General features: G+C 62.5%; 15 protein-coding genes and 1 pseudogene. 11 read left to right on the plus strand and 5 right to left on the minus strand.

Annotation, left to right across the window (positions count from 1 at the left end; all coding sequences use genetic code 11):
* Window positions 1-25 precede the first annotated feature (25 nt).
* From P3R82_RS01295 to P3R82_RS01310, 4 genes are read left to right on the plus strand one after another with little or no spacing between them, the layout of a single operon-like run.
* On the plus strand, window positions 26-928 hold the full coding sequence (locus tag P3R82_RS01295) for a sugar ABC transporter permease (RefSeq protein WP_283192696.1): 903 nt from the start codon (window positions 26-28) through the stop codon (window positions 926-928).
* On the plus strand, window positions 928-1,758 hold the full coding sequence (locus tag P3R82_RS01300) for a carbohydrate ABC transporter permease (RefSeq protein WP_283192697.1): 831 nt from the start codon (window positions 928-930) through the stop codon (window positions 1,756-1,758). The genes P3R82_RS01295 and P3R82_RS01300 overlap by 1 nt, the downstream gene beginning before the upstream one ends.
* Before the next feature lie 22 nt (window positions 1,759-1,780).
* Entirely contained in the window at window positions 1,781-2,848 is a 1,068-nt protein-coding gene (locus P3R82_RS01305) for an ABC transporter ATP-binding protein (RefSeq protein ID WP_283192698.1), read from the plus strand.
* Window positions 2,849-2,867: 19 nt separating this feature from the next.
* Window positions 2,868-3,620: a DeoR/GlpR family DNA-binding transcription regulator gene (locus P3R82_RS01310; protein WP_283192699.1), complete on the plus strand. Its 753-nt coding sequence runs from the start codon at window positions 2,868-2,870 to the stop codon at window positions 3,618-3,620.
* 393 nt (window positions 3,621-4,013) lie between these two features.
* Here the strand turns inward: P3R82_RS01310 and P3R82_RS01315 are convergent, their stop codons facing one another.
* The 5 genes from P3R82_RS01315 to P3R82_RS01335 are packed head-to-tail and all read right to left on the minus strand — an operon-like array spanning window position 4,014 to window position 10,164.
* The gene (locus P3R82_RS01315) at window positions 4,014-5,084 is read right to left on the minus strand and encodes an LLM class flavin-dependent oxidoreductase (RefSeq protein ID WP_283192700.1); all 1,071 of its coding nucleotides are present in this window, start codon (window positions 5,082-5,084) and stop codon (window positions 4,014-4,016) included.
* A gap of 50 nt (window positions 5,085-5,134) precedes the next feature.
* Entirely contained in the window at window positions 5,135-6,289 is a 1,155-nt protein-coding gene (locus P3R82_RS01320) for an acyl-CoA dehydrogenase family protein (RefSeq protein ID WP_283192701.1), read from the minus strand.
* A 17-nt stretch (window positions 6,290-6,306) separates the two neighbouring features.
* Window positions 6,307-7,344, minus strand: a complete 1,038-nt coding sequence (locus tag P3R82_RS01325; protein WP_283192702.1) for an ABC transporter substrate-binding protein — start codon at window positions 7,342-7,344, stop codon at window positions 6,307-6,309.
* Between the two features lie 10 nt (window positions 7,345-7,354).
* A complete protein-coding gene (locus P3R82_RS01330; RefSeq protein WP_283192703.1) occupies window positions 7,355-8,533 on the minus strand; it encodes an LLM class flavin-dependent oxidoreductase in 1,179 nt (392 codons plus the stop codon).
* 23 nt (window positions 8,534-8,556) lie between these two features.
* A complete protein-coding gene (locus P3R82_RS01335) occupies window positions 8,557-10,164 on the minus strand; it encodes an ABC transporter substrate-binding protein (protein ID WP_283192704.1) in 1,608 nt (535 codons plus the stop codon).
* Window positions 10,165-10,435: 271 nt separating this feature from the next.
* On the opposite strand from P3R82_RS01335, the gene P3R82_RS01340 reads away from it, so the two are divergent.
* From P3R82_RS01340 to P3R82_RS01370, 7 genes and pseudogenes are all read left to right on the plus strand, one after another.
* Window positions 10,436-11,425, plus strand: coding sequence for an ABC transporter permease (locus P3R82_RS01340; RefSeq protein WP_283192705.1), 990 nt, complete (start codon window positions 10,436-10,438; stop codon window positions 11,423-11,425).
* Window positions 11,422-12,426: an ABC transporter permease gene (locus tag P3R82_RS01345; RefSeq protein ID WP_283192706.1), complete on the plus strand. Its 1,005-nt coding sequence runs from the start codon at window positions 11,422-11,424 to the stop codon at window positions 12,424-12,426. Before P3R82_RS01340 ends, P3R82_RS01345 begins: the two co-directional genes overlap by 4 nt.
* On the plus strand, window positions 12,426-13,418 hold the full coding sequence (locus P3R82_RS01350; protein WP_283192707.1) for an ABC transporter ATP-binding protein: 993 nt from the start codon (window positions 12,426-12,428) through the stop codon (window positions 13,416-13,418). Before P3R82_RS01345 ends, P3R82_RS01350 begins: the two co-directional genes overlap by 1 nt.
* Window positions 13,399-14,335, plus strand: a pseudogene (locus P3R82_RS01355) (oligopeptide/dipeptide ABC transporter ATP-binding protein). The gene P3R82_RS01350 and the pseudogene P3R82_RS01355 overlap by 20 nt, the downstream one beginning before the upstream one ends.
* A 13-nt stretch (window positions 14,336-14,348) precedes the next feature.
* Complete coding sequence (locus P3R82_RS01360; RefSeq protein WP_283192708.1) at window positions 14,349-15,407, plus strand: aldo/keto reductase; 1,059 nt, start codon at window positions 14,349-14,351, stop codon at window positions 15,405-15,407.
* 83 nt (window positions 15,408-15,490) lie between these two features.
* The gene (locus tag P3R82_RS01365) at window positions 15,491-16,741 is read left to right on the plus strand and encodes an acyl-CoA dehydrogenase family protein (protein ID WP_283192709.1); all 1,251 of its coding nucleotides are present in this window, start codon (window positions 15,491-15,493) and stop codon (window positions 16,739-16,741) included.
* A 108-nt stretch (window positions 16,742-16,849) separates the two neighbouring features.
* Window positions 16,850-18,265, plus strand: a complete 1,416-nt coding sequence (locus tag P3R82_RS01370; protein WP_283192710.1) for an FAD/NAD(P)-binding protein — start codon at window positions 16,850-16,852, stop codon at window positions 18,263-18,265.
* Window positions 18,266-18,267: the final 2 nt, after the last annotated feature.

An 18,267-nucleotide genomic window follows, 5' to 3' on the forward strand; every position in this document is an offset into this window, starting at 1 on the left:
TTTTACCTGATACCGGGACCCCCGCATGTCGAAGACGCTTGCCGTCGCGAGGAGAAATGAAGCGCTGCTGGCTTACGGCCTGTTGTTTCCGTCGCTTCTCTTTCTTGCCGCGTTCACCTATTGGCCAATCCTGCGGTCGCTGTGGTTCAGCCTGCATGACGTGATGCTGGGCGACAGTCAGATCTATTGGCTCGGGTTCGAAAATTACAAGCGGCTTATCGGCGATCCGCTATTCTGGAAGGCGCTGAAGAATACTGCGCTCTACATGGCCATCACCATTCCTGCCTCGATCATCATGGCGCTCCTTCTGGCCGTGGCGCTCGACAGCAAGCTCAGGGGGATGGCGATCTATCGTTCCGCCTTCTTCTATCCGGTGATGATACCATCGGTAGCCGCCGGCATGGTCTGGGTCTATCTCTATGCGCCAGGCTTCGGGCCGGTGAACAACGGGATGGAGGCCCTTGGTTTGCCGCGGCTGGATTGGCTCTACAACGCGCGCACGGCCCTGTTCGCCATCATGATTATGAGCATATGGAAATATGCTGGATATTTCATGCTCATACTGCTGGCGGCTTTGAAACTGGTGCCTTCAGACCTCTATGAGGCGGCGCGTCTCGAAGGTATAAGCAGCTGGACGCGGCTGATCCATATCACCGTGCCGCTGATCTCGCCGACACTCTATTTCGTCCTGATCATTGCGGTTCTGCACAGCTACCAGATCTTCGATTACGTCTATGTCATGACGCAGGGTGGTCCGGCGGACAGTACCAATGTCCTGACCTACTACATCTACCAGACGGGTTTCCAGTATCAGGACGTGGGTTATGCCTCGACCATCGCGAACAGCCTGCTGTTCTTCATGCTGGGACTGATCGGCCTGGTGGCGGTGACGATCGGTCGGCGCGTGCACTATCTGGGTGAACGCTGATGACGTCGGTTTCGAAAGTGCTGCGCCGCAACTGGCTGCATCTCGTGATGATCCCGCTGGCGTCTCTCTGGGCCGCGCCGATGGTCTGGATCGTTGTGACGTCGCTGAAGGAGAGAAATGAAGTCTTCGATCCGAATGCGGGTTTCTGGCCGAAGCGACTGGTGTTCGACAACTACCTCCAAACCCTGGAAGTTGCGCCGTTCGCGATGTACATGGTCAATTCGGTCATTGTCACCGGGGCGATCCTGGCGTGTCAGCTGGTCACGATCACACTGGCGGCATATGCTTTTGCGCGCCTGGAATTTCCAGGCAAGAAGCTGCTCTTCACCTTCTTCATGCTGCAGGTCATGTTTCCGATCTATGCGACCTTCCTGACCAATTTCGTGACGATGCATGATATGGGTATCGTCAATACCATTCCCGCGATGATCGTACCCTTCGTGGCTTCAGGCTACGGAACGTTCATGCTGCGCCAGTCCTTCCGGCAGGTGCCGAGCGAGCTTTCCGATGCGGCAAGGCTCGATGGTTGCGGACATCTGTCCATTCTTTGGCACGTCTATCTGCCGCTGGTGAAGCCGACATTGATCGCCTTCGGCATCATCTCTGTCGTGACGCACTGGAACGACTACATGTGGCCGCTGCTGGTCACCAATTCCGACAGCATCCGCACGCTGCCGATCGGGCTCGGTCTCCTGGCAAAGGCCGGATCGGGGGCGGACTGGACACGGCTGATGGCGGGAACCTTCATCGTCGTGGCGCCGCTGCTCCTGGCCTTTGTCATCTTCCAGCGCCGCTTCATCGACAGCTTCATGCATACCGGCGTCAAGTGATGCCCCGAAACGGAGATATCCCATGGCAACCGTGAACCTGCACGATGTCTGCAAATCCTATGGCGAACGGCGCACCGTTCATGACGTGAACCTTACAGTTGCCGACAAGGAGTTCATGGTTCTGGTCGGGCCCTCCGGTTGCGGCAAGTCCACGATGCTGCGCATGGTGGCGGGCCTGGAGGATATTACCTCGGGCCAACTGCTGATCGACGGCAAGGATGTCACCGACGTCGCGCCGCAGAAGCGCGATATCGCCATGGTGTTTCAGTCCTACGCGCTTTACCCGCACATGACTGCCTACCGAAACATGGCATTCGGCCTGATGAAGACCACCAGCCTCTCGAAGGCGGAGATCGACGGCCGCGTTCGCGAGGCCGCCGAAATCCTGCATATTACCGACCTGCTCGATCGCCGTCCGAAGGAGTTGTCGGGGGGAGAGCGGCAGCGTGTGGCGATTGGCAGGGCATTGGTGCGCCAGCCGAAGGTGTTCTTGTTCGATGAACCACTATCCAACCTCGACGCCAAGCTCAGAAACAGGATGCGCGGCGAACTCAAGCGCCTGCATGAGGAACTCGGCCTCACGGTCATTTACGTGACGCATGATCAGCTCGAGGCAATGACGCTCGCCACCCGGGTTGCGGTCATGGCAAAAGGTGAATTGCAGCAGGTCGGGACGCCGATGGACGTTTACATGAAGCCCGCCAACACTTTTGTTGCCTCTTTCATCGGCACACCGGAAATGGCTTTGATCTCCTGCACCGGGCAGGCGGGCGGCCACGTGGACCATCCAGCCTTTTCACGCCCGCTCCGCCTATCTCGCAACGCGCTCCCGTCACAAGTCATGCTGGGTATCCGCCCGGAGGAAGCGAAGTTCGATCAGGCAAGCGATATCCGCGTCAAGGTAGGGCGCAGCGAGTTCATAGGCGCGGAGGCGCTCGTTGACGTTTCGCTCGGCAAGGACACGATGACCGTGAAAATCGGCGTCACGGACATACCAGAGCCCGGAACTGAGGTCGGGCTGAATTTCGATATGACGCGTGCTAGGCTGTTTGACACGCGAACGGGGCAATTGCTCGATCTCGCGCCCTGACCTACGGAGCGAATGAACGATGAACGCACGACAACAGCAGATTCTCGACCTTCTGGGGATACGCGGTCGTGCCTCAATCACTGAGCTGGCGGAACATTGTGATGTTTCCGACGAGACGATCCGGCGAGATCTCAAGATTCTGTCAGCGGACGGCGTTGTGGAGAAATTTCATGGCGGCGTCAGGATGTCGACGCCGCGAACCGAACCGCCCTTCGATCGCCGCCTGCGCGAACAGGTTGACGCAAAGAGTAGGATAGGCGTTCGGGCGGCGTCCTATATCCGCGAGGGCGCAACCATCCTGCTCGACAACAGCACCACGGCCTGCTTTCTCGCCAGGGAGCTCGTGCATCGGGAGCCGATGACCATCCTGACGATTTCTCTTGAAGTCGCGCAAATCTTTTCGGGTTCAGGTCATCGCCACCGGCTGATACTTCCAAGCGGCGAACTGCGCATCGAAGACAGGACGATTGTCGGCGCAGGCACGATAGAATACTTGTCGCAGTTCACCCCCAGTTATTTCGTAGCATCAATGGTCGCGGCCTCTCCCCGCGGATGTACGGATTTCGATCTGTTCGAAGCCGATTTCAAGCGCGCGATGATGGCGCGCGCCGATCAGACGATCGTTCTCATGGATGCCAGCAAATTTGGGAAAGCAGGTCTCGTTCATGTCTGCGACTGGTCCCAGGTTGACGTTCTCGTTTCCGACAATGTGCCCCCCGATGTCGCGGCGAGCATCGAGCACGGGCACATCCTTCTTTCCGAAGGCGGGTAACAGCTCGTCTGCCGAGAAATCCGTTTCTTCCGTCCGCAGGAAAATCATCCATGGAACAATCCAGTTCCGACGCTTTCCGGGTGAGGTCGTCGGCCGCTTAGAGCCTTTCCTGGTTAGATTGAAGCATTCTGCCGGAGCAGGTTTTCGTCAGGGCAAAGGCGATTGGCGAAGGGCATACCCCTAGGTACGGTCGAGCCGATCGCCTTTGATCCTGGCGGAAAGATGCCCGGCCCTAGCCGGTTTGCGAAGTAAACCAGCGGGGGGTTGGCTGAAACGGGCCGGCTGATCGTCCGGCCGGCTTGGCCGTATGCGTTGGCTACGACGCGCGCCGGCCGGACGACCATCCGACTCCGTTTGAGCCAACAGAATGCTTCAGTCTAACCAGGAAAGGCTCTAACCCCGCAAAAGCGGCAGCAAGTCGTTCCCCTGACGCTTGATCTCCGAGAGATAAGGCGTGTCGGAGAGGACGAAATGGGTGATCCCCAGGTCCTCGTACTTGCGCAGCGATCTCGCGACATCTTCCGCAGAGCCGACCAGCCAGGTCGTTCCGGCACCGCCGCCGCCATACTTGCCGGGCGCGGTGTAGAGGTTGTCGTCGAGAACGTCGCCCGCACGGTTCAGGTCGAACAGCCGTTGCTGGCCGACGGCGATCGTTCGGCGATGATCGCTCCACCCGGCGCCATTGCCGTTGGCCATTTCCGACACTTTCGCTTCCGCGTCGGCCCAGGCCTGCCGGGTCGTGTCGCGCACCAGCGTGGTGATCCGTAGGCCGAATTCCAGTGGCGGCAGATCCCGGTCGAGTTCGCGGCTCAGCGCCTTCAGGCGCGCGATGCGCTCGCGGATGCCATCGAGTGGTTCACCCCAGAAGAGCTGGACATCGGCCTCGGTAGCCGCGACGCTTTCGGCAGCCGCGGAGGCGCCGCCGAAATAAAGCTTCGGGTGGCGACGATCGCCATGCGCCTCTATCCGCGGCGCTACGGTCGATTCCGTAACGCCGAAGTGCTCGCCGTCATAGCTGACGTTTTCCTCCATCCAGAGCCTACGGACCAGTCGCATGAATTCCCTGGTGCGGGCATAGCGCTGGGCCTGATCTCCCTCCTTGTCGCCATAGGCGGAGAGGTTGTCGAGGCCGGAGACGATATTGACCCTAACGCGGCCACCGGTGAGATGGTCGAGCGTCGCGGCGGCCGAGGCGAAGTTCGCAGGCCGCCAGTAGCCGGGGCGGATCGCGATCAGCGGCTCGAATGTCTTGGTGTTCGTCGCGAGTGCCGAGGCAATGGTGAAGGTATCCGGCCTGCCCCAGCCGGTCCCAATGAGCGCACCTTTCCAGCCGTGCTGCTCGAGTGCTCTAGCCTGATCGATGAGACTAGCAAGGCTGTTGTGATTGTCGACGACTGTATCGCCACGATGGCCAGGCCTCGTGTCATTGGGAATGTACCAGAGGAACTCGCTGTCTTTGCTCATGGTTGGCCTGCGCTTGTGATCAAACAGTGGAGGTCGAGGTCATCGCCATTCTATCGCGGCGCCAGACCAGCAAGCGCGTTGCGGGCGGCGATTGTCCGGATCATGTGGCTCTGCGGCGCGTGGGAGCGCGCCGTGATGGCGTCGCGGTGATGGCGCTCAAGCTGGAAGTCGCGGTCGAGTCCGGGGTTCCCTGCAAGCTCGAGGGCGAGGCTGGTGATGGAGACTGCGTTGTCGATGACGACATGGCGGACATGCATGCCGCCCATCCCGACGACCTTGCCGCCATCGACGTCCTCGCCGAGCGAGCGCAGCAATCGGGCATTGGTGGCAAGACGCACCTCGATCTCTCCCAGGCCATCCTGGATGCGGGGGACGGTCGAGAGGGGCGCGCCAAGACTTGCCGGCACGTGGTGGGCGGCAAAGGCGAGCACCCGGTCGCGCGCGGAAAGCGCAACGCCATGGTAAACCGCGCCGATCAGCGAAAAGAAGAAGGCCGTTGCATGTTCCTCCCGGTGCAGCGGCTCAGAAGCGGGCTGGGCTTCGATGATGTCTTCGAGCGGAATGACGACGTCGTCGAGTATGATGTCGTCGCTGGCGGTTGCATGCATGCCGGCGGCGTTCCACGCCTTTTCGATGCGCAGGCCGGGGCTGTCGGTCGGAACGAGGAAGGAAGCGAGCCGAGGTTCGTCCTCTTCGGTCAGCGCCAGCAGCGATACCCATCTGAGTATAGGTATGCCGGTGACGTAGCTCTTGTGGCCAGTGATGCGCCAAGTGTTGCCGTCGCGGCGAGCGATGGTTTCCGGCAGCGCGCCGTGGGCGGGAGAGCCGATACGTGGCTCGGCCTGGGCGGCGTTTATCAGGGCAGGGCCAAGCCGGTTGGCCGAGAGCACGCGCTCGGCAAGGTGTGCCGGCCAGCTGGCGAAGCGGCGCAGGCTGTAGTGACTGTTGTAGTGCATGGCGAGCACGAGCGCGGTCGAAGGGTCGCCGCGCGCGATCTCGCTGATCACCGCGTGCGCCTCCGTAAGGCCTGCGCCGTGGCCGCCATGCTCGAGCGCCGTTACCAGTCCAAGCAGGCCGGCTTCGAAGAGGCGGGCGAAATTCTCGAAGGGGAAATCCCCCGTCTTGTCGTAATGCGCGGCGCGTTCGGCGAAATCGACGGCGAGACGTCGCGCCTTGTCGACTGGATCGATCTTTTCCTGAAGCATGATTTTTCTCCCTCCGATCAGGCCACGGCGCGCTGGTCGAAAGCGTCTATATGGCGGCGGTCGACCCAGTCGGCGATCTCGAAATCGGCGGCGAGGAAGCCGAAATCGCGCAGAAAGTCCTTGTAGTGGCCAATCGCGTCCACCAGCTCCGGTTGCAGGCCAAGGCCGAGGTGCTTGTGGATGTCGGGGCCATTGGCGGCAAGAACCTGTTCTTCCGTGGCGCCCGCCTCGCGCGCGACGAAGCGTCTCGTTTCATCGGGGTGCGCTTCGGCCCAGGCGCTTGCCCTGAAGATCGAGTCCAGCAGGCGCGCGACAAGATCCGGCCGCTCGTCGGCCAAAAGCTCATCCACCGTCAGCACCCGTGGCGAGCCCGAATTGATGCGGATTTTGGGATCGGGATGAAAGCCGAACTCGGCCACCTCAACGGCGCCGATGAGGTTTGCGACATTGATGCCCGCCGTGCCCTTCACATAGATGGCATCGACGTCGCCGCGAATGAGGGCCGCGACCTCCTCGCCATAGGCTTGCCGACGCTTCAGGCCGAAGAGTGATGGGCCTTCTTGCGTCGATAGCACGGAGTCCGGCAGCGCAATGTCGACGATCTCGACGTCGTCGAGAGCAAGGCCTTCAAGCGAGAGGGCGGAAATCAACCCCTTGAGAGCGGTGGCGCGCATGAAGTCGACAATGCCTTCGGGCCTGCGGGCGATGCCGAAGCGACGGCCCTTCAGGTCCCCGGTGGCCTTGATGCCGGTTTCCGGCAAGGTGATGATCGCCTGGAACTCGTCGGTCCAGGTGATGCCGATCAGCCGCGTCTTGCGACCCTCGGAACGGGCACGGATCGGCGGAACGTTGCCGCCATGGCGAAACGACCAGTCGAGCGTGTGGTTGAAGTGGCTCTGGCGGATGTTGCGGTCGGGCGAATCGATGATCGACTTCAGCGCCACGCCGTCCTTGCGGAAGTTCTCCTCCAGGTAGCCGAGCTGCGCGGCAAGGCCGACAGGCGTGGGCACCGGGCAGCGCGTGTACCAGATTTCGGAAATGGCATTGCGTGTCATGGCGTTTCTCCTAGTGGCGCAGGCCGGCTTGCTTCATCAGGGGCAGGACGTCCGAGCCGAAGAATTCGAGATCGTCGCGGAAGTCGAAGAAGCTGAGCTGCAGGCCGTCGACGCCGGCCTCCTTCAGCTTCACGAACTGATCGACCACCTGCTCGGGCGAGCCGATGACGCGAATGTTGCCGCCGATGGCGCGGTATGGATCCTGGGGATCGCGGCCTTTCCATGCCTGCGCATCCGAGTTCAGCGACTGGAAGCCCTGCGGCGATCGCTGGTCGGCATGAGCGACGATACGGTCCGCGAGCTCCCAGGCCTCCTTTTCCGTCGGCCGGCAGATCACCATCGGGTTGAGCAGGGTGCGCACCGTGCGGCCAACGCCGATCGCCGCCTCCTTGACGCGTTTGGTGTGTGCCGGCAGCGATTGCAGCGCGCTTTCGATGTCGGCACCCGTCGGGCTGGTGATGAAGACGATGTCCGAGTAACGGCCGGCAAAAGCGATTCCGGCATCCGAACCCGTGGCGTTGACAAGGATTGGGCGGCCGAAGTTGGGCTTCGGCGTAACGAAACCGCCCCCGAGCTTCCAGCTGCTCTCGCCTTCGAACGAAAAGTTCTCGGTGTCGCTCCACAGGCGCTGGACGACTTCGAGGAACTCGGCCGCCAGCTCGTATCGCTTATCGTGCTCGATCCGTGGCCAGCCGAACATTTCGTGCTCGACCGCCCTGTGGCCGGTGACCACATTGATGCCCCAGCGCCCGCCGGTGATATGGTCGAGCGTCGCGCCGAACTTCGCCAGGTGCAGCGGGTGCCAAGGGCCGTAGAGTACGTGCATGGTCGAGATCAGCATGATCTTCTTGGTGAGGCCGGCAAGCGCCGCGGTCGAGACGAAACTGTCCAGCGCCTGGCCGTCGAAGACGCCGCCATAGCCACCCTTCGGCAGCCATTGCGACAGCGCGAACACGAGGTCGAAGCCGAGTTCCTCGGCCTTCAGCGTCAGCGCCTTGTTATAGTCGAAGCGCCAGTCGGTCGATCGCTCGAGCGTCGACTGCGTCCAGCCGCCAGCCTGGATCGGCAGGAAGAGGCCGAGCAGCACCGGCTGCTTCAGCGCTCTTGACAGGGGACTATCCGGGAAGTCGGTCGGGGCCGCGAATTTCGGCAGGCCGACGATCGAGCCGGGACGATGTTGAATGGACATGATTGTACTCCCGTTGATCTGGCTCAGGACGCTGCGACGTAGGCATGGGCGAGGTTGCCCGCGATACCCTCGCCGCCGGTCGTGTGGTCGGAAATGCGCTTGTTGTAGATTGTCAGTTCCGGTTGGCTGACGATGTCTATCGCCGGAACGTCCTCGACGAGGATCTGCTGGATCTGGCGCCACTGCTCGACGCGCTTCGTCGGATCGACCTCGATGGCGGCTGCCTCGAGCAGCTCGTCGACCTTGGCGTTGCTATAGGCGGCGCCATTCGAGAAGGGTACGCCCGGCTTGAAGTTCTTGCTCCAGTAGAGACGCTGAACGCCGACAGTTGGATCGAAGAGGTTGCTCATGCCCTCGAAGGCGAAGTCGAAGTCACGGTCGGTGTAAATGCGCTTGGTATAGGTGGCGAAGTCCTGGCTGCGAACGGTGGCGTCGATGCCCACCTTGGCCAACGCCTGACGGATATACTCGGAGCCGCGCGGATAGGTCTCGCCGCTCGGCACGTAGTCGAGGCTTATGCGGGCACGGATGCCGTCGGCGCCCCGCGGGTAGCCCGCCTCATCAAGAAGCTTTTCGGCGGTTGCCAGATCAATCGGATAGGTCTTGAGATCCGGCACGTACCATTTGGCAAGGTTGGGATTGATTGGACCGGCGATCGCGGTGCCGTAGCCGTAGTTGATGGTGTTGAGGATGACGTTGCGGTCGATCACATGCGCGAAGGCGCGGCGTACGCGGACATCCTTGAAGAACGGGCGCTCGAGGTTGAACTCGATGCGGCTGACGCCGTTCTGGTATTGATAGCCCTTGGTCTCGAAGGCGAGCGTGTCGACGGCCTGAAGGCGTTCGAGATCGCTGAGCGGCACGGGCGTGGAGGGCGCGAGATCGATTTCACCGGTCTCGATCGCGATCGAGCGGGCGGCGGCATCAGGGATGAAGCGGATGATCAGCTGGTCGAGATAGGGGCGGGGCTGGTCCCAGTATTCGGGGTTGCGCTCGTAGACGACATGGCTGCCGCGTACCCATTCCTTGAACTTGAAGGGGCCGGTTCCGATCGGCGCCAGGTTGGCCGGGTTTTCCGCGACCTTGGTGCCTTCATAGATATGGCGCGGCACGATCGGCGTTTCGGCGGCGGCGAGCGCGGTGATCAGATAGGGCGCCGGCTTGGAGAGCTTGAGGATGGCTGTCTGCACGTCGGGCGTTTCGATGTCGACGAGATTGAGGAAGGTGTTGCGGCCGCGCGGATGGACCTCCTTCAGCGTCTTGATCGAGAACGCGACATCGGCGGAGGTAAATGGCTGCCCATCATGCCATTTCACGCCGTCGCGCAGCTTGAACGTATAGGTCAGGCCATCGGGGCTGATGGTCCATTCCCTGGCCAGCAGCGGCTTCGGATTGAGATCGAAGTCGTAGGTAAGAAGGCCTTCCGTGGTCTTCGGCGAGACATAGACCGCATTGTAGGCCGTGTGGGCGATCGTCGTCAGGACGGGCGGCTCGGCAGCCAGCAGAAGCGTTGCCGTGCCGCCGCGTGTCGGTGTGGCCGCAAAGACTGGAAGCCGACCTGTCGCGGTGACGCCGAGTGCGACCGAGGCCAGCAGGAAACTGCGGCGTGTGGATTCGGGAAGTAGTGACATCGTGTTCAACCCTCGTGATCTAGGGCCGCCAGGGCCCGCTTCAGTGTCATCGCGCAGATCTGTCCGGCTTTAGGGATTTTTGCCCCGTCAGTGCTTTGGCGTGGGACGAAAACCTACAGATCGTATTAATCAGGTATTATATTTCTAAATGTGCGGAAAATGTCATCCGGAATAGAAATATTTACCGATATGGATTTGACAAAACCCACAGAATTAGTCAACTACTAAGCGACAAACCAAGGAAAACTTTTTAGATCGCGAGGTAGGGCACATGTCGGCTTACAGGCGGATCGGTCGCACGGTCAGCAAGACGGTCATTCAGGCTGTGCCTACGATGTTCGGCATCGTCATCCTCAATTTCTTCCTTCTGAAGCTGGCGCCCGGCGATGCTGCCGATGTGATGGCCGCCGAATCCGGCTCGGCAACTGTCGAGACGATGGCGGCGCTGCGTGAACGCTTCGGGCTCGACAACCCGATCCTGGTGCAGCTCGGAAGTTACCTGAACAATCTCGCCCATTTCAGTCTCGGCTTCTCGCCACGTTACGGCATGTCGGTCGCCGATCTGATCGGCCAGCGGTTGCCGGGAACGCTTCTGCTCATGCTCGCTGCGTTGACGATCGCGATCGTGGTCGGATTGCTGCTCGGCTCGCTGATGGCGGCCTTCTCCGGACGCCTGCCGGATCGCATCATCTCGGTGATATCGCTGCTCTTCTATTCTATTCCGGGCTTCTGGATCGGCCTGATGCTGATTCTTCTGTTCTCGGTCAAGCTCGGCTGGCTGCCGAGTGGCGGAGACAGCACCATCGGTTCGCGGCTGACGGGGCTCCCGGCGCTGCTTGACAGGGCCCGATACATGGTGCTGCCGGCGACCTCGCTCGCGCTCTTCTACCTCGCGATCTATGCCCGGCTGACACGCGCCTCGATGCTGGAGGTCAAGTCGCAGGATTTCGTGCGTACCGCGCGCGCCAAGGGCGTCTCGCCTTTCGTGCTGACGACGCGGCACGTGCTTCGAAACGCTCTCATTCCGATCACCACCATGGCCGGTATGCACTTCGGCGGGATGCTTGGCGGCGCGGTCGTTGTCGAGACCGTGTACAGCTGGCCGGGCCTCGGGCGCCTTGCCTTCGAAGCCGTCATGGCACGCGATTTCAGCGTGCTCCTCGGCATCCTTCTGCTTTCGTCTTTCCTCGTGATCGTCGCCAACGCGGCCGTCGATCTTATCCAGGCATGGATCGATCCCCGAATTGGAGCAAGCCGATGAACAGTCAGAAATTCGGAACATTGGCGGGTCGGGCGATCGATTTCGCGCCACAGGCAAAGGCCGAGACGGCTCCGCCAGCCTCGGAAGCATCGAAGCAACCACGCTGGACGCATATCCACGCGCCCGACGTGCGCGCCTCGGTTTCCGGCACGGCATGGCGCGGCGTGCGGCGCGAACTGAAAATCTTCCTCGCCAACTACAACGCGCTGTTCGGAACGGCGATCCTGCTCGTGGTTTCCCTCTCCGCGCTGTTCGCGCCGCTTCTCTTCCCGGGCGATCCGCTGGAAATGGTGGCGCGGCCCTTCCTCTGGCCCGGGCAGAACCCGGCCTATCCGCTTGGTACCGATTCCATGGGGCGCGATGTGCTGGCCGGTATCGTGCACGGCGCGAGGATATCGCTTACCGTCGGGCTTGCGGCCACCGCGCTGGGATTGACGGCGGGGATCGCCATCGGCGCCGTGGCTGGATACTTTGTCGTCCTGATCGACGATATCCTCGTCAAGTTCATCGAGATATTCCAGACCATCCCAAGCTTCGTGCTGCTCGTCGTTCTCGTTGCCATCGCACAGCCGACGACGGCAACCGTGACGATCGCCATCGCGATCGTTTCCTGGCCAACCGTGGCGCGGCTGACGCGTGCGGAATTCCGGGCGATCCGCGAGAAGGATTATGTCCAGGCAGCCCGCAGCCTCGGCTTTGGCCACACTCGCATCATCTTCCGTGAGATCCTTCCTAACGCGCTTCCACCGCTGATCGTCACCTCGTCGGTGATGGTGGCAAGCGCGATCCTGATGGAATCGGCGCTCTCCTTCATGGGCCTTGGCGATCCCAACCGCGTCTCCTGGGGCTCGATGATCGGCGCCGGCCGCGATGTCATCCGCACCGCCTGGTACCTGACTGCGCTGCCGGGGCTGGCGATCGTTTTCACCGTGCTCTCGCTCAACCTGATCGGCGATGGCCTCAACGACGCGCTGAACCCGCGCTTTTCGGAGGAGCGCTGATGTCTAGGCTTCTGGAAGTTTCCGACTTCTCGGTGCGCTTCGCGTCCGCCGAGCCGGTGAAGGGCGTAAGTTTCTCGGCCAATCCGGGCGAGATGCTCGCGATCGTCGGAGAATCCGGATCCGGCAAGTCGCTTACGGCGCTCGGCCTGATGGGCCTGCTACCGCGGCATGCAAGGGCGGGCGGCCAGATCCGTTTCGACGGGCGCGACCTCGTCGGTCTCCCCGAACGGGACCTGCGCCGCATCCGTGGTCGCGACATCGCCATGATCTTTCAGGAGCCGATGACATCGCTCAATCCCGTGCTGACGATTGGTGACCAGATCATCGAGGTGCTGCGCATCCATGAAGATCTGAGCCGGCGGCAAGCGCGGGAGCGGGCGATCGCGCTGCTCGACCTCGTGAGCATTCCCGAGGCGCGCCGCCGCATCGACGACTATCCGCATCAGCTTTCCGGCGGGATGCGCCAGCGCGTGATGATCGCGATTGCGGTCGCCTGCAATCCGAAACTGCTGATCGCCGACGAAGCGACGACGGCGCTAGACGTGACGATCCAGGCGCAGGTGCTGCAGCTGCTCGATAACCTTCGCGTTCAACTGAACATGGCGGTCATCCTCATCACGCATGATCTTGGCATCGTCGCGCAATGGGCGGACCGCGTTGTCGTCATGTATGCCGGGCGCAAGATCGAGGAGGGGCTTCCGGGCGAAGTGTTCGAAAAGCCCTATCACCCCTACACCAACGGCCTGCTCTCGGCATCGCCGCGCCTGAAGGCCGATTACCACTACCGCGACGGCCCGCTTTCGGAAATTCCGGGCTCGATCGTCTCGGCGGCGGGCGAAAAGGGCTGTTCGTTTCGCCCGCGTTGTCCGGTCGCGCGGCCCTCCTGCGCTTCCGCGGTGCCGCAACTGATCGCGTTGCCGGCCGGCCGACAGGTGGCGTGCCCCTATGTTCCAGCCATTGCGGAGAAGTCTCATGTCGCTTTTGTCGGTTGATCGGCTCTCGACCCATTACGCCGGCGCCGCCGGCACCGTGCGCGCCGTCGACGGCGTTTCTTTGGAGATCGGTGAAGGCGAGACGGTGGCGCTGGTCGGGGAATCTGGCTGCGGCAAGTCCACGCTCGGCAAGTCGCTGGTTCGGCTCGTCAATCCGTCGTCCGGAAACGTCACCTTCAAGGGCAGGGACGTAACGGCGATGGCCGGGCGTGAACTGCGGTCGGTCCGGCGTAGCATCCAGATGATCTTCCAGGATCCCTTCGCTTCGCTCAACCCGAGGCAGACGATCCGCACCATCCTGACGGCGCCACTGGCGGTCCACGGCATTGGTGAGCGCAAGCAGCGCGAGGCGATCGCGGCCGAGATGGTGGCCCATGTCGGCCTTCCCGCCGGATTCGCTCGATCGCTACCCGCATGAATTCTCCGGCGGTCAGCGCCAGCGTATCGGCATCGCGCGAGCACTCATTCTGCAACCCGAACTGGTCATCTGCGACGAACCCGTTTCGGCGCTCGACCTGTCGATCCAGGCACAGATCCTCAACCTCCTGGTCGAAATGAAGACGGAACTGTCGCTCTCCTATCTGTTCATCTCGCACGACCTCTCCGTCGTGCGCTATTTCGCCGACCGCGTGCTCGTCATGTATCTCGGCCGCATCGTCGAAAGCGCACCGACGAGCGAACTCTGGAAGGGCGCCAAGCATCCCTACACGCAGGCCCTGCTCGCCGCCGTACCCGATCCGTCGCGGCGCAAGCAGGCGGCGCCGATAACGGGTGATCTGCCGAGCCCGCACAACCCGCCCTCCGGCTGCCGTTTCCATACGCGCTGTCCGCTCGCCACCGATATCTGCCGGGCGCAAGACCCGGCGTTCCGCCAGTTCGGCAGCGGCCACGCCGCCGCCTGCCATCACGCTCAGTAAAAAGGAGAAGACTATGGTCGATTATCGCTATCTCGGGCGCAGCGCGCTCAAGGTTTCCCCGCTCAGCCTGGGAACGATGATGTTCGGCGGGCCGACGCCCGACGACGTCGCGTTCCGCATCATCGACAAGGCGCGCGAGCAGGGGATCAACTTCATCGATACGGCCGACGTCTATCACGACGGCAAGTCGGAAGAGGTTGTCGGCAAGGGCATCAAGGCGCATCGCGATCACTGGGTGCTGGCCACGAAGTTCGTCAATTCGCACAAGAAGGGCCCGAACCTTGGTGGCCATTCCCGCAAGTGGGTGATCGAGACCGTCGAGAATTCGCTCCGCCGTCTCAACACCGACTATATCGACATCCTGTATTTCCACCGCGCCGTCTTCGATGCGCCGCTGGAAGAGCCGGTACGCGCCATCGCAGACCTGATCCGCGCCGGCAAGCTGCGCTATTTCGGCGTTTCCAATTTCCGGGGCTGGCGCATCGCCGAGATCGCGCAGCTTGCCGATGAACTCGGGATCGATCGTCCGGTGGCGAGCCAGCCGCTTTACAACATCGTCAACCGCACAGCCGAAGCCGAACAGCTTCCGGCCGCCCATCACTACGGCCTTGGCGTCGTTTCCTATTCGCCGCTCGCGCGTGGCGTGCTGACCGGCAAGTACGAGCCGGGAAAGCAACCTGCCGCCGACACCCGCGCCGGCCGCGGCGACAAGCGTATCCTGGAGACCGAATGGCGTCCTGAATCGATCGCAATCGCCAGCGAGATCGCCGCGCACGCCGCCCGCAAGGGAATTTCGCCGACCGAGTTCGCACTTGCCTGGGTGCTGAACAACAAGCTGGTCTCAGCCGCGATCACCGGACCACGCACCGAGGAGCATTGGGATAGCTATATCCGCGCTCTCGACGTCAAGCTCGACCCCGAGGACGAGGTGCTGGTCGACCGGCTGGTCACGACCGGCCATCCGTCTACCGCCGGCTTCAACGATCCGAGCCATCCGGTCGAAGGTCGCGTGCCGCGCAGCGGCGCCGATGGCGCAGACAACGTCGTGCCGTTGGCGCGCGCCGTCGCCTGATCGTGGCCTTTTGATCACAAGACAGGGCCCCGCTGTCGAGGCGGGGCCTTCCAACTTCTTTCCCCGGCCGAGAAGGGTCCCGCATGCCGAATACCGCTCCTGCATCATCGTCCGCCACGCTTGCGCCTCCCGCGCAGGCGGATGGTGAACTCTCGACGCTGCTCGCGAAAATACCGGCGCTGACAGCAGGGATAGCGAAGGAGGCGGCCAAGCGTGACCTGGAGCGCGAACTTCCCTTCGAAGCCTTCCGGCAGTTCAAGGAGGCGGGGTTCGGGGCGCTGCGCGTTCCCGTCGCACTCGGCGGCCCCGGCGGATCGGTCACCGATTATATCGAGATGATCATGGCGATCGGCGCGGCTGATTCAAATGTCGCGCATGCGCTGCGCAGTCATTTCAACTTCACCGAAACCCTTATTCTGACCCCAAATACTGCGATTGATCGCACGCAGCTTGGCCGGGTCCTGTCGGGCAAGCTCTTCGGCGGCGCGCATACCGAGCAGGGCACCAAACGGCCGGGTGAAGTGACGACACGGCTGACGAAATCGGGTGACCACTACCGCCTCAGCGGCCGCAAGTGGTATGCGACGGGTACGGCCTTCTCTGACTTTGCCTCCTTCAGCGCCAGAAACGATGACGGCGAGTTCGTCAGCGTGCTGCTACCCGTCGATCGCCCCGGCATCTCGATCCTCGACGATTGGGACGGCATGGGCCAGCGGTTGACCGCAAGCGGCGGCGTCTTGCTCGAAGATGTCGAGGTGCTGCCGCACGAGATCTCCACGCGCGGGCTCAACACGCTGGTTGGGCGCCATACATCGACCCTGCGGCAGTTGCACCTCGCGGCCTCGATGGCGGGTGCCGTGCGCGGCGCGCTGGCCGAAGGGACGGAGTATGTCCGCCGCCAGGCACGCTCGGCCGCCCACAGCGCCGCCGAAACCGCCAATGCCGATCCCTTCGTGCAAAAAATCCTGGGTGAGATTGCCGCTGGCTCCTTCGCCGTCGACACGCTGATCCGCGAAAGCGCCCGCGCGCTGGACAGAACGGCCGAACTGTTCGGCGCGGGGGATCCGCAGGCGCTCGAACCGGCACTGATCGAAAGCGCGCTCACGACGGCGCGCACGCAAATCATCGCCTCACAGATCGCGCTGGCGGCCGCCACCAACGTCTTCGAACTCGGCGGCGGCTCGGCGACCTCGCGCCATCTCAATCTCGACCGGCACTGGCGCAACATCCGCACGGTGCTCAACCACAATCCGCTGCTGCACAAGGCCCGCGTGGTGGGCGATTTCTACATCAACGGGACCACAACGCATCTGGAGGAAGGCAGGGTCTTCTGAGGCGGCGGCCGGATCCATCCGCAATCCCCGCGTGATCAGCCAAGCCGCATATCATTGCGGTCCAATGAGAGATTTACCCCATCGATATCGATGGGAAAGGAGACCTATTTGCGTATCGATCGTATTCCGCATCACTCCGTTGCCATCGTCGGGGGCGGCTTCGCGGGCGCGCTGACCGCGCTCAAGCTGCTTGATCGGACCGAAGTGCCTCTTGCGATCACGGTCATCGAGCGGCGCGAGGAACTCGGACGCGGCATTGCCTACAGCACGCCTGAGCCGGTCCATCTCGTCAACGGGCCTGCTGAGATCTTTTCGCTCTATCCGGAAGACCCCGATCATCTTTCACGCTGGCTTGTCGATCACGGTCCCGCCAACGGTTGGACGCCTCCCGCCGAGGTGGGCTCGAGCAGTCCTCCACGTTACCTCTATGGGACATATGTTCGCGACCAACTCGCCCATGCCGTGGCCAATGCGCGGCTCGGCTCGACGCTTCGGCATGTACGGTCGTCGGCCGAGGCATTGGTGGCGGCGCCGAGCCGGATACGGATCACGACCGCCGACGGCACGCTGGTGGAGGCAGACGAAGCCGTATTGGCCCTTGGCGCTTTCCAGCCTCGGCTGTCGGCAACCGAATCCCATCTTGCCGGCCATCCGCGTTTCGCGGCAAATCCATGGGAAGCACGCGCGCTCGATCGGCTCGTCGACTGCGACGAGATACTGCTCATCGGTTCCAGCCTGTCGATGGTCGATGCCATCGCCAGCATGGAGGCGAGGGGGTATCGTGGGCGCTACCGCGTCGTATCGCGTCGCGGCCAGTTCGTCGAAGGGCGCAGGACCGTCGAGGCGGCGCGGGACTTCCTGGCCGACGGGCCTTTGCCGGCGACAGCGCGCGAACTGCTGTCGCGCGTCAAGGCTGAACGGCGCGCGATCGCGGCTGGTGGCGCTGACTGGCAAGGTCTGCCGCTGGCGATCCGTCCGCACATTCTCTCGTTGTGGCAGGGCGCCAGCGACCTGGAGCGGCTGCGGTTCACTCGCCATCTCAGGGCCTTCTGGGACGTAACCGCGCATCGCTCGGCACCGGAGAGCCATCAGATCGTGGAGCGCGTCAAGGCAGAGCAGCGGCTACGGCATGGCCGCGCACGCATCCTCGCATTTGCCGTCGAGCATGGAGACATCACCGCCAGATTGAAGACGGAAACGAACGTCGAGACTGTCTCGTTCGACGGCGTGATCGATTGTCGGGGGCATCAGTTGCATGACTGGCGCCGTATCTCCGATCCCTTCGTGAAGAGCCTGCTCGCAAGCGGCGAGGTTCGTCCCCACAGCACCGGCTACGGCATCGATGCGACGCCCGCGGGCGATCTCATCAGCGAGGATGGTCTTGTTCACCGCAATCTGAGCGCCATCGGGCACCCGTTGCGCGGCGTTGCATGGGAATCGAGCTCCATCACCGAGCAGCGCACCCAGGCGATCGCGCTTGCCGACCGCATCCTGGCGAAATTCACGCCGATCCGTATCGCCTGACA

Source organism: Rhizobium sp. AN80A (assembly GCF_030053015.1).
Lineage (GTDB): Bacteria > Pseudomonadota > Alphaproteobacteria > Rhizobiales > Rhizobiaceae > Rhizobium > Rhizobium metallidurans.